Genomic DNA, 18277 nt, shown 5'->3' with positions numbered 1-18277 from the left:
CTGCGATCAGGAGCCTGCCGCCTGACCGTCACGCTTCCAGCGATAATATTTCATGATCCGGCCGTGCAGCGGGTCAGCTTCCTCCTTTTCCAGCACGAAGCCCTCGCGCTCATACCAGCGCCAAGCCTTGTCATTGCCCTTTGCGCAGCGCAGCCACACTTCGTCCGGCAGCAGCTCGCGGGTGAAGGTGAGCAGCCGGCGGCCGAGCGAGCGGCCCTGATGGGACGGGGCGATCATCAGCTGGTCGAGATAGAGCGTGGGGACGTTGATCGCGAGCATCGCTGCGAGGCGGCCGCCGTCGTCGACGACAAACAGGCTCCAGCCGCCAGCGACTTCACGCGGCACGCGCTCCCTGAGGAGCGCGAGCAGCCTCTCGCTCGGGGTCTCCAATCCGGTCGAGCACCAGCTCTCCATCCAGAGCCTGGCGACGGCGTCGTATTCGTCCGGGCGGGCAGGGCGGATGATAGGATGGAGCATGTGTGGTGACCTGAAGCGAGGTGACGGCTTGGCCTCTGCATCCGCAGCCGTGACCTGGGACGCGTGAGGGTGCGCGACCAATAGGACAACAAAAAAGGGCGGCCCGAAAGCCGCCCTTTGTATTTCATTCGAAGGGTGCGCCGGCTTTACTCGCCGGCGGCTTCGCGCGCCTCGGCGGGCGCGTCCTTCTGCTTGGCCTCGAGATCCTCGCCGGTGGTCTGGTCGACCGCCTTCATCGACAGCCTGGTCTTGCCGCGGTCGTCGAAGCCGAGCAGCTTGACCTTGACCTTGTCGCCTTCCTTGACGACGTCGGAGGTCTTCTGCACGCGCTTGTCGGCGAGCTGCGAGATGTGCACGAGGCCGTCGCGGGTGCCGAAGAAGTTCACGAAGGCACCGAACTCCATCACCTTGACGACGGTGCCGTCATAGACCTGGCCGACCTCCGGATCGGAGGCGATCGACTTGATCCACTTGATGGCGGCCTTCATCGCCTCGCCGTCGTTGGAGGCGACCTTGACGGTGCCGTCGTCCTCGATGTTGACCTTGGCGCCGGTCTTCTCGACGATCTCGCGGATCACCTTGCCGCCGGTGCCGATCACTTCGCGGATCTTGTCGGTCGGGATCTTGAAGGTCTCGATGCGCGGCGCGTATTCGCCGAGCTCGGCGCGCGCGGCGGTCAGCGCCTTGGACATCTCGCCCAGGATGTGGATGCGGCCGTCGCGGGCCTGGCCCAGCGCAACCCGCATGATCTCCTCGGTGATGCCCTCGATCTTGATATCCATCTGCAGCGAGGTGATGCCGCTCTCGGTGCCCGCGACCTTGAAGTCCATGTCGCCGAGATGGTCCTCGTCGCCGAGGATGTCGGAGAGAACCGCATAGCGGCTGCCTTCGAGGATCAGGCCCATCGCGATGCCCGCGGTCGGCCGCTTCAGCGGCACACCGGCATCCATCAGCGCCAGCGACGAGCCGCAGACGGTGGCCATCGACGACGAGCCATTCGACTCCGTCACCTCCGACACCACGCGCGTGGTGTAGGGGAACTCGTGGTGCGGCGGCAGCACCGGGTGGATGGCGCGCCAGGCGAGCTTGCCGTGGCCGATCTCGCGACGCTTGGTGCCGCCGAGACGGCCGGTCTCACCAACGGAGTAGGGAGGGAAGTTGTAGTGCAGCAGGAACGTCTCTTTGTACGTTCCCGACAGCGCGTCGATGTACTGCTCGTCCTCGCCGGTGCCGAGCGTGGTTACGACCAGTGCCTGGGTCTCACCGCGGGTGAACAGCGCCGAGCCGTGGGCGCGCGGCAGCACGCCGACCTCACAGACGATGTTGCGCACGGTCTTGGCGTCGCGGCCGTCGATGCGCTTGCCGGTGTCCAGGATGTTCCAGCGAACGATCTTGGCTTCCAGCTCCTTGAACACGCCGGAGAGGCGGAGCTTGTCGTATTTCGGCTCCTGCCCTTCGGGGAAGAAGTGCGCCATCACCTTTTCCTTGACGGCGCCGACGGCGGCGTAGCGCTCCTGCTTCACGGGAATCGCATAGGCCTTGCGCAGGTCCTGCTCGGCGATCCCAAGCATCTCCTTCTCGATCGCGCCGTTGTCGATGATCGCGACGTCGCGCGGCTCCTTGGCGGCCTTCTCGGCGAGCTCGATGATCGCATTGATCACCGGCTGGAAGTGACGGTGACCGAACATCACCGCGCCGAGCATGATGTCCTCGTTGAGCTCCTTGGCCTCCGATTCCACCATCAGCACGGCGTCAGAGGTGCCGGCGACGACCAGGTCGAGCTGGGTGTCGGCCATCTCGTCGAGGGTGGGATTGAGGATGTATTCGTCATTGGCGAAGCCGACGCGAGCCGCGCCGATCGGGCCCTTGAACGGCACGCCCGACAAGGTCAGCGCGGCCGACGCGCCGACCAGCGCCACGATGTCCGGATCGTTCTCCATGTCGTGCGACAGCACGGTCACGATGACCTGGGTCTCGTTGCGCCAGGCGTCGACGAACAGCGGGCGGATCGGGCGGTCGATCAGGCGGGAGACCAGCGTCTCCTTCTCGGTCGGACGGCCCTCGCGCTTGAAATAGCCGCCGGGAATGCGCCCCGCAGCGTAGGTCTTTTCCTGGTAGTCGACCGTCAGCGGCAGGAAGTCGACGCCTTCGCGCGGCGCCTTGGCGGCGACGACGGTGGCGAGCACGACGGTCTCGCCATAGGTGGCGACGACGGCGCCGTCCGCCTGGCGGGCGATCTTGCCGGTTTCAAGCTTGAGCGGACGCCCGCCCCAGTCGATCTCGACGGAATGCTTGGTAAACATGGGTATCTTCTTTCATGAGATGATCGAAGGCGGACCCCGCAGAAACAAAAAAACCATGCGCAAGATTGCAGGGCGCTGGATTGCGATCAGCGCCCTGCGATCCTGCCATGGTTTTCTTATTTCGGATGGCGTCCATCCTTCTCGTAAGTAACGGGCACCTTGCCCGTCACGCCCAGCGGCCGGATTGCTGCTGAGGCGTACTGCACGGTCCGGGCAGGATCAGTCGAAGGGCGTATCTGCCTCTTTCCAGATCCAGCCAGACCGCATGATCCCGGATTCGCGAACGCCGCGATCGAAGCGGCGTCCTCGGCATCATGCCATCAACGCGCGCAACACCGCGCGCGCTCATTCCCAGTCGAAGCTCAACGGCGAATGTTGTGCTTCTCGAGCAGCGCCTTGTAGCGCGCCTCGTCGTTCTTCTTCAGATAGTCCAGCAGCGAACGGCGGGTCGAGACCAGCTTCAGGAGGCCGCGGCGGGAGTGGTTGTCCTTGCCATGGGTCTTGAAGTGGCTGGTCAGGTTGTTGATGCGTTCCGAGAGGATCGCAACCTGCACCTCGGGAGAACCGGTATCACCGGCCTTGGTGGCATTCGCCTTGATGATTTCCGCCTTGCGCTCTGCGGTCACCGACATCGTCAGTCTCTTTCGTTGCGACCGGAGCTGGCAGTCAGTCCGGTCAGGTTGAACACGCGCTTGGGGATGAGTTCGCCATTGCCAATTTCGGCAAGCGCCAGAAGGCGGCCTGCGACCGTGACATAGACTGTGCCGCTACTATTGGGCGCATCCCGTCCGCGCAACAAGACGGCCTGGCCCCTGTGGAGCCTTGCCGCATCAGCCCGAGTGACGGCCAGTGCCGGGATGTCGTCCAGCGCGGTCTCAACGGGCAAGAGTGCGTCGGCGAGGCTTCCCTCACCGGACGCGGCTCTATTGCACAAAGCCTCCAACTGTTCCAGCGGAATCATGTCGTTCTCGGTAAACGGACCCACCAGGGTCCGCCGGAGCGCGCTGATATGGCCGTAACAGCCGAGGATTCGGCCCATGTCGCGGGCCAGCGCCCGGACATAGGTTCCCTTGCCGCATTCCGCCTCGAACACCGAATGGTCCGGGTCGGGCTGGTCGACGAGGGTCAGTTCATGGATCTCGACCGGGCGCGGCTGGAGCTCGACGACCTCGCCGTCGCGGGCGAGATCATAGGCGCGCTCGCCCTGGACCTTGATCGCGGAATAGCGCGGCGGCGTCTGCTCGATCCGGCCGGTAAATTGCGGCAGCAGCGCCCGGATCGCCGCGGCATCCGGCCGGCTGTGGCTGGTCTCGACGACCCGTCCTTCGGTGTCGTCGGTATCGCGCTCCTCGCCCCAGGTCACGGTGAAGCGGTAGCGCTTGCGGCCGTCCATCACGAACGGGACGGTCTTGGTGGCTTCGCCGAGCGCGATCGGCAGGCCGCCGGAGGCGAGCGGATCGAGCGTGCCGGCATGGCCGGCGCGCTTGGCCTGGAACAGGCGCTTCACCACCGCCACGGCCTGGGTCGAGGTCATGCCGATCGGCTTGTCGAGCACGACCCAGCCATGGACGTCGCGGCGATCGCGGCGTGGCTGGTTGCCCTGACCGTTTCCTTGTCGCTGCTTGTTGCGCGGATCGTTGTTGTCGCGCGGCGGGCGTCCGTCGGCAGAATGGATCGTCTTGGCGGCGGTCGGTTCGGCGCTCGGCGCGTCGACAGTGCCGGTTTCGGGGGGAATGGTCATCAGCTCTCTTCCGAATCCGAATTGAGGTCTCTCTGCACCGCGGGTGTTCGCAGTAATTTCTCGATCCGTTCCGCTTCGTCGAATCGCTCGTCGACGCGGAAGCGGATGTCAGGTGCAAATTTCAGGTTAACGCGCCGCGCGATGTCGCCGCGCAGGAACTTCTTGTTGCGCTCCAGCGCAGCGAGCACGACGTCCGTATCCTGTCCGCCGAGCGGCATGATGTAGATCGTGGCGAGCTTCAGGTCGGGCGACATGCGGACTTCGGGCACCGTAATGATGTGTCCCTCCAGGTCCGGGTCATGCACGTCACCGTGGCTGAGAATGTCGGCGACAGCGTGACGCACGGTCTCGGCCACGCGCAACTGACGCTGCGAGCCGCCGGAAGCGGCGCTTCCCCTCTGGTGATGGCGAGGCATTTTTCAAAAATCCAATGGATCGTCGCCCGGCGTGAGCACGGGCGAGAGGATCATTCTGATTGAGTTCAACGACGCTTCGTTAAGTTCAAGGGACGCAGCGATTCCGCATGCGCACGGAATCGCTGCTCACTCGAATTGCAGCGCGCTCTGTAGGATTCGGACTTACAACGAGCGCTGGATGGTCTCCACGCGATAACACTCGATGACGTCGCCGACACGCATGTCGCCGTAGCTCTCGAAGGCCATGCCGCATTCCTGGCCGGCCTGCACTTCCTTCACTTCGTCCTTGAAGCGCTTCAGGGTCGACAGCTTGCCCTCGTGAACCACGACGTTGTCGCGGATCAGGCGGACATTGGCGCCGCGCTCCACGGTGCCGTCGGTGACGCGGCAGCCGGCGACCTTGCCGACCTTGGAGATGTTGAACACCTCCAGGATCTGCGCATTGCCGAGCATGGTTTCCCGAAGCGTGGGGGCGAGGAGACCGCTCATCGCCTTCTTCACGTCATCCACGAGGTCGTAGATGATGTTGTAGTAACGGATCTCGATGCCGTTGCGCTTGGCGAGCGCGGCCGCTTCCTTGTTGGCTCGTACCGAGAAGCCGATGATCGCGGCGTTGAAGCCTTCCGCCAGCGTCACGTCGGACTCGCTGATGCCGCCGACGCCGGCATGCAGGATGCGGGCGGCGACCTCCTCGGTGCCGAGCTTCTCCAGCGAGCCGAGAATGGCTTCCAGCGAGCCCTGCACGTCGGCCTTGATGACCAGCGGGAATTCCTTGCGGCCCGCAGTCTTCAATTGCGACATCATCTGTTCGAGCGAACCGCGCATGCCGGAGATCGAGGCTGCCGCGTTCTCGCGCTTCTGGTGCGCGCGATAGCTGGTGACCTGGCGGGCACGGGCTTCGTTCTCGACGACGGCGAGACGATCGCCGGCTTCCGGCGGACCGTTGAAGCCGAGCACCTCGACTGGCACCGACGGGCCTGCCTCCTGCAATGTCTCACCCTGATCCGAGATCAGCGCGCGGACGCGGCCCATCTCGGCGCCGGCGACGATGATGTCGCCGACCCGCAACGTGCCGCGCTGGACCAGCACGGTGGCGACCGGGCCGCGGCCACGATCGAGCTTGGCTTCGATCACGGTGCCTTCGGCCGGGCGATCCGAATTGGTCTTGAGGTCGAGAATGTCGGCCTGCAGCGCGATCATTTCGAGCAGACGATCGAGGTTGGTCTTGTTCTTGGCGGACACCTCGACGTCGACGACCTCGCCGCCGAGCGATTCGACCTGCACCTCGTGCTGGAGCAGCTCGGTGCGGACGCGCTCGGGACGGGCGTCGGGCTTGTCGATCTTGTTGATCGCGACGATCATCGGCACCTTCGCCGCCTTGGCGTGGTTGATGGCCTCGATCGTCTGCGGCATCACGCCGTCATCGGCCGCGACCACCAGCACCACGATGTCGGTGACCTTGGCGCCGCGGGCGCGCATCGCGGTGAACGCGGCGTGGCCGGGCGTGTCGATGAAGGTGATCTTCTTGCCGGAATCCGGCGCGGTCACCTGATAGGCGCCGATGTGCTGGGTGATGCCGCCGGCTTCGCCCGAGACCACGTTGGCGTGACGCAGCGCGTCGAGCAGCGAGGTCTTGCCGTGGTCGACGTGGCCCATCACGGTCACGACCGGCGAGCGCGGCTCGGTGTCGGTCGAATCGTCGACGACGTCGAACAAACCCTCTTCGACGTCGGACGCCGCGACGCGCTTGACGCTGTGGCCGAGCTCCTCGGCGATCAGCTGCGCGGTGTCGGCATCGATCACGTCGGTGATCTTGTGCATCGCGCCCTGGCGCATCAGCAGACGGATCACGTCGACCGCGCGCTCCGACATGCGGTTCGCCAGCTCCTGGATGGTGATGGCTTCCGGAATCGTCACCTCGCGGACGAGCTTCTCCTTCTGCTCGTTGGCGGCATGGCCCTTCAGGCGCTGCGTGCGGCGGCGGAACGAGGCGATCGAGCGCTCGCGCACATCGTCGGCCGTCAGTGCCGTGACCACCGTCAGGCGGCCGCGCTGCTTCTGCGGACCCGGCTTGTGCGTGGTCTTCGGCGGCGGTGCAGGACGTGCGGCTCCGCCGGGACCCCTGCGGATCTGGCGCGGACCCTCATCCTCGTCCGGACCGGCGGCAACCGCCGCTGGCGCGCGGCCGAGCGGACCGCCGGCGGCAGGACGGGCGCCGGCCGGGCGTGCGCCCGCCGGCTGAGCGCCGCCGGGCCGCGAGCTCGGACCACCAATCTGCTGCGGCCGGCTGCCCGGTGCGCCGACGGGCCTGCCGGGGGCGGGCGTCGAGCGGGCCGGTGCGGTCGCCGCGGGCTGCGGCGCGGATGTCGCCGGACGGGGCGCCTCGCCTTCGCCGAACCGCTTCTTGGCCTCGAGCTCGGCCTTGCGCTTGGCTTCCTCTTCGTGGCGGTGCCGCTCTTCCTCGGCCTTGCGGCGCGCCTCGGCAGCCTCGCGCTCGGCGCGTTCGGCGGCTTCGCGCTCGGCACGGCGGCGCGCTTCCTCTTCGGCCTGGCGGCGTTCCTCGATGTCGCGCACGCGGGCATCGGCCAACGCGCTGGCGCGGGCCGACCGCTCGTCCTCCGTCAGGGTGCGCAACACGACCCCGGACCCACCGCGCTGCGACGAGCCGGATGGGCGCGGTCCGGATGAGCGCGGCGATGGCGGGGGCGGCGGCGCCTTGGCGACGGTCGGCTCCGGCGCATGCGGAGCATCGGGCCCCCCATCGCCGACGCGGCGCTTGCCGCGCTTCTCGACCACCACCTGCTTGCTCCGGCCATGTGGGAAGCTCTGGCGTACCGTGCCGGTCTCGACGCGCGGCTTCAGCGTCAAGGTCTTGCTCGGGACACTCAGTTTCTTGTCGCCCGGAGTGTTGTTGTCGGCCATTCAGTCGTCCTAATCTCGTTACCAGCGTGCGGGCTACCGCACCGTCTCATTCGTGCAATCGTCGCGATGTCTTCGTAGCTATGGCTTCAAAGTGCTATGTCTTCGAAGTCGAAGCAGATTTCGTGGCCGCGGTTCCGGCAATCTTGTCAGCGTCGGCCGACCGGTATCGGACCAGTGTCTGGCTGCGCGACAGGAATGTCCTGCTCGCCGGGCCTGCGAGCACGGCAGCATGTATCACATTTGAGCGCCCAAGTGCCAAATCCAATTCTGCCGAAGTGAGACAGCAGATGATCGGAATTGTCGGGGCTTGGCCCTGGTCCCCGTCGTTCGGCCGCACCAGCGCGTCGAGCTTGCGGATCCCGTCGGCTGCGCCATCCGCGGCATGGACGAGGGCAGCCAATGTCGACCGCGATTGCCGCTGCGACAGCGCCGCTTCCACCTTGGAGAAACCGGAGACGACCTGGCCGGCCTTGGCGGCAATCCCCAGCGCTTCGATCGCGCTGCGGGCCAGCAAGGCTTCCAGGTCTTCGGCAAGGGTCGGCGGGACGCGGACGTTGGTCTTGAAGCCTCGGCTGAAATGGTGACGCCGCACCGCCTCCGCAACCGCCTGGCGCGAGGCGGTGATCCACAATCCCCGACCGGGCAGCTTGCGCTTGATGTCGGGCACGACCTCGCCCGACGGTCCGACGACGAAGCGGATCAGCTCGCCGATCGGCCGCACGTCGCGGCTGACCGCGCACATGCGCATGGTCGCGGACTTCTCGGTCCGCGGTCCATTGTCGAGCTCGGGGTCGGCCAAAGCGAGCATGCGGTGATGCGGCTCCTCATCTCAAGCGAGCTGGGTCAGGGTGGGGGTCATCGTGCCGTCCATGGGGCGAGCCAAACGGGTCAGGCGGGCTGTCCTTCGGTCGCTTCGTCCTCATTCTCGGCTTCCGCTTCGGTCTTGGCGAGGTCGGCCTCACTGATCCAGCCGGCCTTGACGCGGGCCTGCATCACCATGGCTTCGGCGTCGTCGCGGGAGACATCGAGACCGTCGAGAATGCCGGGGAATTTGGTGGCTTCGCCGCCCTCCTTGCGCTCCGTCCAGCCGACCAGATCGTCGGTGGCGCAGCCCGCGAGATCCTCGACCGTCTTGATGTCGTTCTCGCCGAACTTGACCAGCATCTTGGTGGTGACACCGGGCACGTCCTTCACCGCGTCCTCGACGCCGAGCTCCTTGCGCTTGGCCTCGAGCTCGGCTTCCTGCTGCTCGAGGAATTCGCGGGCGCGGGTCTGTAGCTCGGTCGCGGTCTCCTCGTCGAAGCCCTCGATGCCGGCGAGATCCTTGAGGTCGACCAAAGCGAGCTCCTCGACCGAGGTGAAGCCTTCGGACGCCAGCAGCTGGCCGACGACCTCGTCGACGTTCAGCGATTCCATGAATACGCGGGTGGAATTCTCGAAGTCGGCCTGACGGCGCTCCGATTCCTCCTGCTCGGTCAGGATGTCGATGTCCCAGCCGGTCAGCTGCGAGGCGAGGCGGACGTTCTGGCCGCGGCGGCCGATGGCGAGCGAGAGCTGGTTGTTGGTGTCGGGCACCACGACCTCGATGCGCTCGCGGTCCTCGTCGATGACGACCTTGGCGACTTCAGCCGGCGCCAGCGCGTTGACCACGAAGGTCGCGATGTCGGGCGACCACGGGATGATGTCGATCTTCTCGCCCTGCAGCTCGTTCACCACGGCCTGCACGCGCGAGCCGCGCATGCCGACGCAGGCGCCGACCGGATCGACCGAGGAATCGCGCGACACGACGCCGATCTTGGCGCGCGAGCCGGGGTCGCGAGCGACCGCCTTGATCTCGACGATGCCGTCATAGATTTCCGGCACTTCCTGCGCGAACAGCTTGGCCATGAACTGCGGATGGGTGCGCGACAGGAAGATCTGCGGGCCGCGGGTCTCGCGGCGGACGTCGAACACATAGGCGCGGACGCGGTCGCCGTTGCGGAACACCTCGCGCGGCAACATCTCGTCGCGGCGGATGATGGCCTCGCCGCGGCCGAGGTCGAGGATCACGCTGCCATATTCGACGCGCTTGACGACGCCGTTGACGATGTCGCCGATGCGGTCCTTGAACTCCTGATACTGCCGGTCGCGCTCGGCCTCGCGCACCTTCTGCACGATGACCTGCTTGGCCGACTGTGCGGCGATGCGGCCATATTCCAGCGGCGGCAGGGTGTCGGCGATGGTGTCGCCGATCTGCGCGCCCGGATTGGCGCGGCGGGCATCATCCAGCGAGATCTGGTTGGAGGGGTTCTCGACCTTCTCGACCACCAGCATGTGGCGCGACAGCCGCAGCTCACCCTTCTTCGGATCGATCTCGGCGTGAACGTCGGTCTCGCTGCCATAACGAGCGCGGGCGGCCTTGGCGATCGCGTCTTCCATGGCAGCGATCACGATGCCGCGGTCGATCGACTTCTCGCGTGCGACGGCGTCGGCGATCTGCAGCAGTTCCAACCGGTTGGCGCTGACGGCCATGGCTCAAATCTCCTCTAATCAGGATCGATCTCGCCTCTGCGCGCGCGGTCGGCGGCGAGGCGATGTTTCTTGGTGTTGGTCGGCAGCGGCTTCTTGACCGGCTGCTTGTCCTTCGATTTCGGTTTTGGCTTGGCCTGGGCCGCCGGCTTGGCGTGCGGCGCCAACGGTGGCGCCAGCCCGAGGTCGCGCTTCTTCTCGCGCTCGGCGGCCTTGCCGCGGCGCATGGATTCGGCGATCAGCTCGTCGGTCAGCACCAGCTTGGCGTCGCCGATGTCGGCCATCGGCAGCACGACGTCCGGCTCCTGGTCCTTGGCCACGTCGTCGCGGATGATGCGCACGCCGTCGCCTTCGACCCCGGCAATGATGCCGCGGAAGCGTTTGCGGTTCTGATGTGCCGCCGCCATCTCGATCTTGACCAGATGACCGGCGTGGCGGGCGAAATCGGAACGGCGGACCAGCGGCCGGTCGATGCCCGGCGAGGAGATCTCGAGCCGGTAGGCGCGGTCGATCGGGTCGGCGATGTCGAGCACCGGCGACAGCGCCCGCGACACCGCCTCGCAATCCTCGATCTGCATCGTGCCGTCGGGACGCTCGGCCATCACCTGGACCGTGCAACCACCTTCGCCCGAAATGCGGATCCGCACCAGGCGGTACCCCATTCCCTGCAGCACCGGGTCGGCCACCGCCGCCACGCGCGCCGCAACGCCCGGCTCGACGACGAGACGGGGCTCGGTCAGGAGGTCGGTGTCAGCGGCTGCGAACGTAGGTTCCGTCATCGAGGCGTCGATCGCGTGTCTTGCTTGGTTGGGCCGTGGGGCCTGTTCGATCGCGCTCACCGGACCGATCCCGCCCGCGGCGGAGCGATCCAGGTAACAAAAAAGAGCGGGTCCGGAAGGGCCCACCCTCACTACGCGATCGTATATGAGATGATGTTTGATGGCGCTCATATAGCCGCTTTGCCGCCTGACGGCAAGGGTCGTGTCGGCTCAAACGGGGCCTGGAACCGGGAATTCACTCCGCGCCGAGACCGCGGATCGGATCGTTTTCCCCGACCGGCAACGGGTGAATGCCGCAGGGTCTAACCCTTCATTCACCAAGATCGCTTAAAAATGAGCTGAGTTCGCGCTTTTCGCCCCGTCGTCATGCCGCAAGGAGCGGAGCGGACGGAAACGTGTCGTGTTGCGTATCGAGTAGACGTCATGACCCCCGCTACCGCGCTGATCCCCGGCCTCGGCGGGATCGTCAGGCATGGCAATGCTGAACGCGGCCTCGAGGCCACGCGCCGCATCGCCGACCTGTTCTTCGAGGATGCGACGAAGCTGCGTCCCGAGCACATCAATCTGTTCGACGGTCTCCTGATCGATCTGGTCCCGTTCGCGGATCTGCCGACGCGGATCGATCTGGCGGAGCGGTTGTCGCGGCTCCTCAGGGCGCCACGTGCCGTCGTCGGCCGGCTCGCGCGCGACGACGAGGTTGCGGTGGCGGGTCCGCTGTTGCGCCGCTCGCTCGTGCTCGACGATCCCGCGCTCATCACTATTGCGCGCGACAAGAGCCAGGGTCATCTGCTCGCGATGGCGGAGCGGCCGCGCCTGTCGGCTGATATGACGGACGTGCTGGTGCGCCGTGGTGATCGCGACGTGGTGCGGCGGATCGCTGCCAATGATGGCGCAGCGTTTTCCCCGCGCGGCTATGCCGCGCTGATCCACCGCGCAAGTTCCGACGGCGTGCTGACCCTCACGGTCGGTCGGCGCGACGATGTTTCCGACGATCATCTGAAACAACTGCTGGCCGGCTCGCTCGATGTCGTCAGGCGGCGGCTGTTCGATGTCGTGCGGCCGGACAAGCAGGCGAGGATCAAGCAGGCTCTCGCCGAGCTTGCCAATGCGGCGCACGCAACGAACAGCACGCGCAATTTCGTGCCCGCGCAGCGGACCATCCTGTCGCTGTATGAAGCCGACGCCTTGGACCAGTCGGCGCTGTTCCGCTTCGCATCCGAGCACGAATACGAAGAGGTCATCGCGGCGCTCGCCGCAATGACCGGACTTAAGATCGCGACGCTCGACCGGCTGGTGTCGGGCGATCGTCACGATCCGCTTCTGATCCTGGGGCGCACGATCGGGCTCGACTGGCGCACCGTGCATGCACTGATCCTGCTGCGCCTCGGACCGAAACGCGTGCCAGCGCAGCGCGACATCGATGCGATCAGGGTCAACTACGCGCGCCTGCTGCCATCGACCGCCGAGCGTATCGTCGCGTTCTGGAAGACACGACATTGAACGACGTCGCCGGCATAGCGGTCAGCGCCGGCGGAAGATCAGATAGTTGGCGACGCGGCCTTCGCGCGTCGCCTTCCGTCCGTAGCGCGTCATGGTGTAGCCCGGCCAGGGCAGGCGCCAGTCGTCGGCGCGTTCGGCCGTCCAGGCGAAGTCGGGCGAACGCAGCAGATGCCACAGCGTCCAGGCGCAATAGTCGGCGATGTCGCTGACGAAGCGGAACTCGCCGCCGGGCTTCAGGACGCGCGCCATCGCGGCGACCGTTGCATTCTGCACGAAACGCCGCTTCCAGTGCCGCCGCTTCGGCCAGGGATCGGGATGGATCAGGTCGATCCGCTGCAGCGACTGCGGCGGCAGCCAGGCCAGCAGCTCGGCGGCATCGCCCGCCAGCAGCCTGATATTGCCGATGTTGTCGGCCTCGATGGCCGACAGGATCTTGGCCATGCCGTTGACATAGGGCTCGCAGCCGATGAAGCCGGTGGTCGGAAACGCCTTTGCTTCGGCGGCAAGATGCTCGCCGCCGCCAAACCCGATCTCCAGCCGCAGCGCGTCGACCGGCGGATGGTACAGCGTGGGCAGCACGGCTTCCGCGGGCGCGGCGAGATCGAGCGCGAGGTGCGGCAGCAGGTTGTCGACCAGGCCGGCCTGATGCGCCCGCAGCTTGTGGCCCTTGCGCCGGCCGAAGAACGAGCCCTGACCATGCAAGGCCTCGGTGCTGGCGTGATCGTCGTCGACAGGCATGTTGATCGCGGTGCTCATCGCAGGGTTTGATAGAGACGGTAGAGCAGCCTTGTCCGCGGCTCGATCGAGGAGATGTACATCTGCTCGTAATGCGTATGCGCGCCCTTGCCGTCGACGCCGAGCCCATCGAGCGTCGCCGTGAACGGTGCGGTGAAATTGCCGTCGGAACCGCCGCCCGTGTGGGTGTCGACGAGCTCGAATCCGATCTCTTCGGCCAGTGATTTCGCATGCTCGAACAAGGCCGCGCCGGCGTTGCCCTTGACGTAAGGCGGCCGGTTCACCTCGCCGCTGACTTCAACCGTGACGCCATCGCTGCGCGAGGTCAGCCCCAGGATCTTGGGCAGGATTTCCTCTGCATCGGCTGGCGTCGGTAGCCGCGCATCCACCTCCGCATGGGCTTCCTCTGCGATGACGTTGGGACGTGTGCCGCCGCGCACCACGCCGACATTCACGGTAATGCCGCGCGCGGGGTCGTTGAGCGCTTCGAGCGCATGGATGACGTTGGCGAGTTCGCGGATCGCACTGCGTCCATCCTGTGGACGCGCGCCGGCATGCGCGGGCACGCCGCGGATGGCCACGTCGAACCGCGCCACGCCCTTGCGTCCGGTCACGATCTTGCCGCCGTCACGCGCCGGCTCGGTGACGAGGACGTATTTGGCCTTGCGGCCCTCATCCTCGATCAGCGCGCGCGAGGTCGGGCTGCCGATCTCTTCATCCGAGACGAACAAATGAGTAATGCCGAGCGGCGATTTTTCACCGCCTGCGCAGAGCTGACGAAAGGCGTGAAAGGCGAGATAAGCGCCACCCTTCATGTCGTAGATCCCCGGACCGTACGCGACGTCACCGTCGACCGAAAACGGCAGCCGCGCGATGAACCCGATCGGGTGCACCGTATCGAGATGGCTGAGGACCAGAATTCCGGGCTCGGCCTGTCCCCATGACGAGCGCGCGATGAGATGGTCGCCGCAGCCGTCGCGTCCGGCGATCCGTTCGATCGTGGCATCGAGCCCCCGATAGCCATCCGCGACAAGGGAAGCCAGCTTGTTGACCTGATCAGGCGCCTCGGTTGGGGTCTCGATCTCGACCCATTGGCGGATGCCTTCGAGAATTGTGCGACTATCGAACGGGCTGATGCTGGTGGTCATAGCTTTGTAAATCGTTCTCGATGGTTACGAAGTGGTAGCAGGCGGTGGACGCGTTGGCGCGTCGCGGGGCGGGTTGGCGGCTGGGACGCCGGAGTTCCAGGCCACATGTGCATAAAACGATTTAGAGCGCGATAGCGTTTCCCGAAGGGGAGCCATCGCGCTCTATTGGTCGCAATCGAAGTTGTCTATCGGCCCATTCGTCCTGCGAAGCGTTGCATGCCCAGCGCGACGCTCGCAAAACGCGTTCTGCTAATGGCCCCCCGAGGCGCTGACATTCATATGAGAGGAAATCGCGATAGGAATGTCAGCGCCGGCGCATCAGCTAGCCTTCTTCCGGAGCTTCGCGATCAGCGATCTGCTCGACCAGGTCGACGATGCTGCGACGAAGCTTTGAATCGTGGATCCGCGTGAATGCGCGGGTCAACGCCAGTCCTTCTGAGGTTGCCAGGAAATCAGACACATAGGCGGGCGAAGCGCCTTCGCCGAAAGCTTCACCGTTGGTCCCGCCACTCGGGACCCCTTCGAACAGGAAGGAGACCGGGACCTGCAGAACCTCCGAGATCTGCTGAATCCGGCTGGCGCCGACTCGATTGGTGCCTTTTTCGTACTTCTGTATCTGCTGGAACGTGAGTCCGAGAGCCTCACCAAGTTTTTCCTGGCTCATGCCCAACATGATACGGCGCATCCGCACCCGGCTGCCGACATGCTTGTCAACAGGGTTGGGCGCTTTCGTCGACATCTCTCAACTCCTTAGAATGGGCCTCGGAACGAGGCGGTCGCAGTATGCCTCAGGCGCTCACACCGTCAATTTCTGTTCGCATGCGTACTAACGAAGACGGCCGAGCAACGATCTGGACGGCTCATGCTGCCGCGCGAGAATGCGAATTGCAGCAGCTATCTGTCAACACTTGGGGTTTTGCTTGTCAAAAAAAATCTTACGGACCCGGAAAGAATCGAGATCTTGCTGTCGTCAGGGAAGCTTTTGAGCAACACGTCTGCGAACGACGGTGCTCAGGGCGATCACTAACAGAATCGCAACCGGAATGTCGCCGAGCTTTGCATAGACTGTCGGCTGCAACGCAACAGGCAGCGCGGAATCCAGCACGCCCTCTGCACCGAGGGGCAATTGCTTAACGATACGGCCGACAGGATCGATCACTGCAGAGATGCCGGTGTTCGCAGATCGAACTAATGGAAGTCCTTGCTCGATCGCGCGCCACTGCGCCTGCTGCAGATGCTGATGAGGACCGGTCGAAATGCCGAACCAGCCGTCGTTGGTCAAGTTGACGATCCAGCCCGGGCGTTCTTCGCTCGGCACGCTGTCACTCGGAAAGATCGCCTCGTAGCAGATCAAAGGAAGAACGCGCGGAGCGTGTGGCACGTCCAGATTGCGTCGCGCCGTGCCCGGGATGAAACCGCCCTGCACCCGCGTCAGCTGCTCGAGCCCGATCCGCTCCAGCAGAGTCTGGAACGGCAGGAACTCGCCGAACGGGACCAGATGGAGCTTGTCGTAGACCGACAGCACGGTGCCGTCGTGGTCGATCACGTAGATCGAATTGTAGGCCCGGGTGATGGGAACGTTCCGAGGCACGTCGGGGGCGCGGACCGAACCGGTGATCAGCACCGCGCCCGGCGACAGCAGGTCGGCGATCTGGCCCATCGCGTCCGCCTCGCGGGTCAGGAAGAACGGGAACGCCGATTCCGGCCAGATCAGGATATTGGTGTCGCGGACACCGGTGGCTGTCGGACCGGAGGCGCGATCCGACAGCGCCAGATAGCGGCGCATGACGTCGGCCTTGGCGCCATAGTTGAATTTGACGTCCTGCTGCAGGTTCGGCTGCATGATCCGCAGCTTGAGATCGGCGACGAAGGCGGTCGGATGCAGGCCGATCCGGATGACGCCAAACACGCCCATCACCACCAGCAAGGCGGCCGCCGCGGCCGGCGCCCGCCAGCGCTCGCGCCAGGTCTTGCCGTCGATCAGCACCGCAGGGCTGGCAAAGATCGCGATCGCCAGGAACGTCATGCCCCAGATCCCGATCAGCGACGTCGCCTGCGCCAGCGCGAGCGGCTGCGACAGGGCATAGCCGAACGTGTTCCAGGGGAAGCCGGTCAGCGCGTGGCCGCGGAGCCATTCGCTCGCGGTCAGGCAGACGGCGAGCGCCAGGATACGGGTTGAACCACGCGTCCAGATCAACCGCGCCAATGCGAAGCCCAGTGCCGGAAACAGCGCGAGATAGGCCGGTAGGCCCAGCACGGCGAACGGCATCAGCCAGGCGAAGGTGTCGGCATCGACCAGGAACGCGTTGCCGATCCAGTACAGGCCGGGCACGAAATAGCCCATGCCGAAACAGAAGCCGCTGAAGGCGGCAGCCGGGATGCCGCGCCGCCGTCCCGCCGCCGCACCATCGATCAGCCAGACCAGCACCGGGAAGGTGATCGCAAGCACCGGCCAGGCGTTGAACGGGGCCATCGCAAGCGAGGAGAGCGCGCCGGCGGCGAGCGCGATCCCCGCGCGTTTCCAGCCCCAGGCCAGGACAACGCCGATGGCGAGGCCGCGAATCGTCGATGGGCGGATCACTGTGAGCTGGCTCCGTCGCCGCGTGGCGGGCTGCTATCGTCATGGCCCGGCGCCGGGCCGGCCTCCGCCGGCGGCGGCTCGGCCGGGACGTCCGTGTCCGGCGGGGCCGCTTCCGGCGCCATTTCGCGGCGCCGGCTCTCGCGCGGCGGGCGGGGTGTGGGACGCTCCTTGCGCGGCGCGATGCGCAGCCGCTTGACCCGGCGCGGATCGGCATCGAGCACCTCGACCTCGAAATTGCCGGGACCGGAGATCAACTCGCCGCGCACCGGCAGCCGGCCGACATGATTGACGAGATATCCGCCAAGGGTCTCGACGCCCTCGCCGGCTTCCCCGGTCACGAACTCCTCGCCGATCACCCGGCGCACGTCGTCGAGGCTGGCGCGGGCGTCCGCGATGAAGGCGTTGTCGGCCTGCCGCACGATCGCCGGCGGCTCGTCGCTGTCGTGCTCGTCGTCGATCTCGCCGACGATCTGCTCGACGATGTCCTCGATCGAGACCAGCCCGTCGGTGCCGCCATATTCGTCGACGACCAGCGCCAGATGGATGCGCGAGGCCTGCATCTGCGCGAGCAGGTCGATCGCGCGCATCGACGGCGGCACATAGAGCAGCTTGCGGATGATGTTGGCCTCGAACAGCGGCATCGACAGGTCGACGGCCTTCAGGTCGAGACCGGCCGGCAGCGGCTTCTTGCGCCGCGCCTTCACCTCGTCCGAGACGCGCGCCTGCGCGGTGGTGAAGGCGAGCAGGTCGCGGATGTGCACCATGCCCTCGGGATCATCGAGCGTGTCGTTGTAGACCACGAGCCGTGAATGCGAGGCGCTCTCGAACAGGCTCATCAGCTCGCCGAGCGTGATGTCGCGCCTGACCGCGACGATGTCGGCCCGATGCACCATGACGTCGGCGATCCGCCGCTCGTGCAGATCGAGGATGTTGCGCAGGAGCGTGCGCTCGACCGCGGAGAAGCCGATGTCGTCGGGTGTCGAGGCGTCGAGCACGACCTGCAGATCGTCGCGCACCGATCCGCCGCCCTTCCATCCGAACAGATTACGCAGCGCGCGCAGGAGCCAATTCTCGCTCGGCGAGCGGCCGAGCTCGGATGCCGGCACCACGGCCGGAAGATTGCGCGTGTTGCGCGGATTGTCGTGAATGGGTTCGGAGTCGGCCATG

15 protein-coding genes are annotated in these 18277 nt (G+C 65.9%); 1 reads left to right on the top strand and 14 read right to left on the bottom strand.

What is annotated here, in order from left to right; all coding sequences use genetic code 11:
• Positions 1-6: 6 nt before the first annotated feature.
• The 9 genes from QX135_RS01510 to rimP all read right to left on the bottom strand — a co-directional run bounded on the left by QX135_RS01510 (position 7) and on the right by rimP (position 11146).
• A complete protein-coding gene (locus QX135_RS01510; RefSeq protein WP_316177834.1) occupies positions 7-477 on the bottom strand; it encodes a GNAT family N-acetyltransferase in 471 nt (156 codons plus the stop codon).
• A gap of 146 nt (positions 478-623) precedes the next feature.
• The gene (gene pnp / locus QX135_RS01505) at positions 624-2780 is read right to left on the bottom strand and encodes a polyribonucleotide nucleotidyltransferase (protein ID WP_315758130.1); all 2157 of its coding nucleotides are present in this window, start codon (positions 2778-2780) and stop codon (positions 624-626) included.
• Positions 2781-3142: 362 nt separating this feature from the next.
• Positions 3143-3412: a 30S ribosomal protein S15 gene (gene rpsO / locus QX135_RS01500; protein WP_009025947.1), complete on the bottom strand. Its 270-nt coding sequence runs from the start codon at positions 3410-3412 to the stop codon at positions 3143-3145.
• Positions 3413-3414: 2 nt separating this feature from the next.
• Positions 3415-4521, bottom strand: a complete 1107-nt coding sequence (gene truB, locus QX135_RS01495; protein WP_315812176.1) for a tRNA pseudouridine(55) synthase TruB — start codon at positions 4519-4521, stop codon at positions 3415-3417.
• Complete coding sequence (gene rbfA, locus QX135_RS01490) at positions 4521-4937, bottom strand: 30S ribosome-binding factor RbfA (protein ID WP_315735600.1); 417 nt, start codon at positions 4935-4937, stop codon at positions 4521-4523. Before rbfA ends, truB begins: the two co-directional genes overlap by 1 nt.
• Positions 4938-5099: 162 nt before the next feature.
• Positions 5100-7859: a translation initiation factor IF-2 gene (infB, locus tag QX135_RS01485; protein ID WP_315735598.1), complete on the bottom strand. Its 2760-nt coding sequence runs from the start codon at positions 7857-7859 to the stop codon at positions 5100-5102.
• Between the two features lie 94 nt (positions 7860-7953).
• The gene (locus QX135_RS01480; RefSeq protein WP_315735596.1) at positions 7954-8667 is read right to left on the bottom strand and encodes an RNA-binding protein; all 714 of its coding nucleotides are present in this window, start codon (positions 8665-8667) and stop codon (positions 7954-7956) included.
• 80 nt (positions 8668-8747) lie between these two features.
• Positions 8748-10370 (bottom strand): transcription termination factor NusA, encoded by a 1623-nt coding sequence (gene nusA / locus QX135_RS01475; RefSeq protein WP_316177831.1) that lies wholly within the window; start codon positions 10368-10370, stop codon positions 8748-8750.
• A gap of 14 nt (positions 10371-10384) precedes the next feature.
• The gene (gene rimP, locus QX135_RS01470; RefSeq protein ID WP_315784409.1) at positions 10385-11146 is read right to left on the bottom strand and encodes a ribosome maturation factor RimP; all 762 of its coding nucleotides are present in this window, start codon (positions 11144-11146) and stop codon (positions 10385-10387) included.
• Between the two features lie 423 nt (positions 11147-11569).
• Here rimP and QX135_RS01465 point away from each other — a divergent pair, with 423 nt between their 5' ends.
• Entirely contained in the window at positions 11570-12646 is a 1077-nt protein-coding gene (locus QX135_RS01465; RefSeq protein WP_316177829.1) for a DUF2336 domain-containing protein, read from the top strand.
• Between the two features lie 21 nt (positions 12647-12667).
• Here QX135_RS01465 and trmB read toward each other — a convergent pair whose 3' ends face one another.
• From trmB to QX135_RS01440, 5 genes are all read right to left on the bottom strand, one after another.
• A complete protein-coding gene (trmB, locus tag QX135_RS01460; protein WP_316177826.1) occupies positions 12668-13402 on the bottom strand; it encodes a tRNA (guanosine(46)-N7)-methyltransferase TrmB in 735 nt (244 codons plus the stop codon).
• Entirely contained in the window at positions 13399-14529 is a 1131-nt protein-coding gene (locus QX135_RS01455) for a M20 family metallopeptidase (protein ID WP_315784403.1), read from the bottom strand. Before QX135_RS01455 ends, trmB begins: the two co-directional genes overlap by 4 nt.
• Positions 14530-14851: 322 nt before the next feature.
• Positions 14852-15268, bottom strand: coding sequence for a helix-turn-helix domain-containing protein (locus QX135_RS01450; RefSeq protein WP_006615449.1), 417 nt, complete (start codon positions 15266-15268; stop codon positions 14852-14854).
• Between the two features lie 231 nt (positions 15269-15499).
• Positions 15500-17110, bottom strand: a complete 1611-nt coding sequence (gene lnt / locus QX135_RS01445; RefSeq protein ID WP_316177824.1) for an apolipoprotein N-acyltransferase — start codon at positions 17108-17110, stop codon at positions 15500-15502.
• Complete coding sequence (locus QX135_RS01440) at positions 17107-18276, bottom strand: hemolysin family protein (RefSeq protein WP_315775812.1); 1170 nt, start codon at positions 18274-18276, stop codon at positions 17107-17109. Before QX135_RS01440 ends, lnt begins: the two co-directional genes overlap by 4 nt.
• Between the last annotated feature and the right edge of the window lies 1 nt (position 18277).

Source organism: Bradyrhizobium sp. SZCCHNR1098, assembly GCF_032489375.1.
GTDB lineage: Bacteria > Pseudomonadota > Alphaproteobacteria > Rhizobiales > Xanthobacteraceae > Bradyrhizobium.
The sequence above is the reverse complement of the archived record's forward strand: the minus strand, read 5'-3'. Positions and strand labels throughout refer to the sequence as shown.

What these genes read in the sequence shown, in the direction of transcription:
- QX135_RS01510 (WP_316177834.1), bottom strand. Translation starts at nt 477, where the DNA reads ATGCTCCATCCTATCATCCGCCCTGCCCGCCCGGACGAATACGACGCC.
- pnp (WP_315758130.1), bottom strand. Translation starts at nt 2,780, where the DNA reads ATGTTTACCAAGCATTCCGTCGAGATCGACTGGGGCGGGCGTCCGCTC.
- rpsO (WP_009025947.1), bottom strand. Translation starts at nt 3,412, where the DNA reads ATGTCGGTGACCGCAGAGCGCAAGGCGGAAATCATCAAGGCGAATGCC.
- truB (WP_315812176.1), bottom strand. Translation starts at nt 4,521, where the DNA reads ATGACCATTCCCCCCGAAACCGGCACTGTCGACGCGCCGAGCGCCGAA.
- rbfA (WP_315735600.1), bottom strand. Translation starts at nt 4,937, where the DNA reads ATGCCTCGCCATCACCAGAGGGGAAGCGCCGCTTCCGGCGGCTCGCAG.
- infB (WP_315735598.1), bottom strand. Translation starts at nt 7,859, where the DNA reads ATGGCCGACAACAACACTCCGGGCGACAAGAAACTGAGTGTCCCGAGC.
- QX135_RS01480 (WP_315735596.1), bottom strand. Translation starts at nt 8,667, where the DNA reads ATGCTCGCTTTGGCCGACCCCGAGCTCGACAATGGACCGCGGACCGAG.
- nusA (WP_316177831.1), bottom strand. Translation starts at nt 10,370, where the DNA reads ATGGCCGTCAGCGCCAACCGGTTGGAACTGCTGCAGATCGCCGACGCC.
- rimP (WP_315784409.1), bottom strand. Translation starts at nt 11,146, where the DNA reads ATGACGGAACCTACGTTCGCAGCCGCTGACACCGACCTCCTGACCGAG.
- QX135_RS01465 (WP_316177829.1), top strand. Translation starts at nt 11,570, where the DNA reads ATGACCCCCGCTACCGCGCTGATCCCCGGCCTCGGCGGGATCGTCAGG.
- trmB (WP_316177826.1), bottom strand. Translation starts at nt 13,402, where the DNA reads ATGAGCACCGCGATCAACATGCCTGTCGACGACGATCACGCCAGCACC.
- QX135_RS01455 (WP_315784403.1), bottom strand. Translation starts at nt 14,529, where the DNA reads ATGACCACCAGCATCAGCCCGTTCGATAGTCGCACAATTCTCGAAGGC.
- QX135_RS01450 (WP_006615449.1), bottom strand. Translation starts at nt 15,268, where the DNA reads ATGTCGACGAAAGCGCCCAACCCTGTTGACAAGCATGTCGGCAGCCGG.
- QX135_RS01440 (WP_315775812.1), bottom strand. Translation starts at nt 18,276, where the DNA reads ATGGCCGACTCCGAACCCATTCACGACAATCCGCGCAACACGCGCAAT.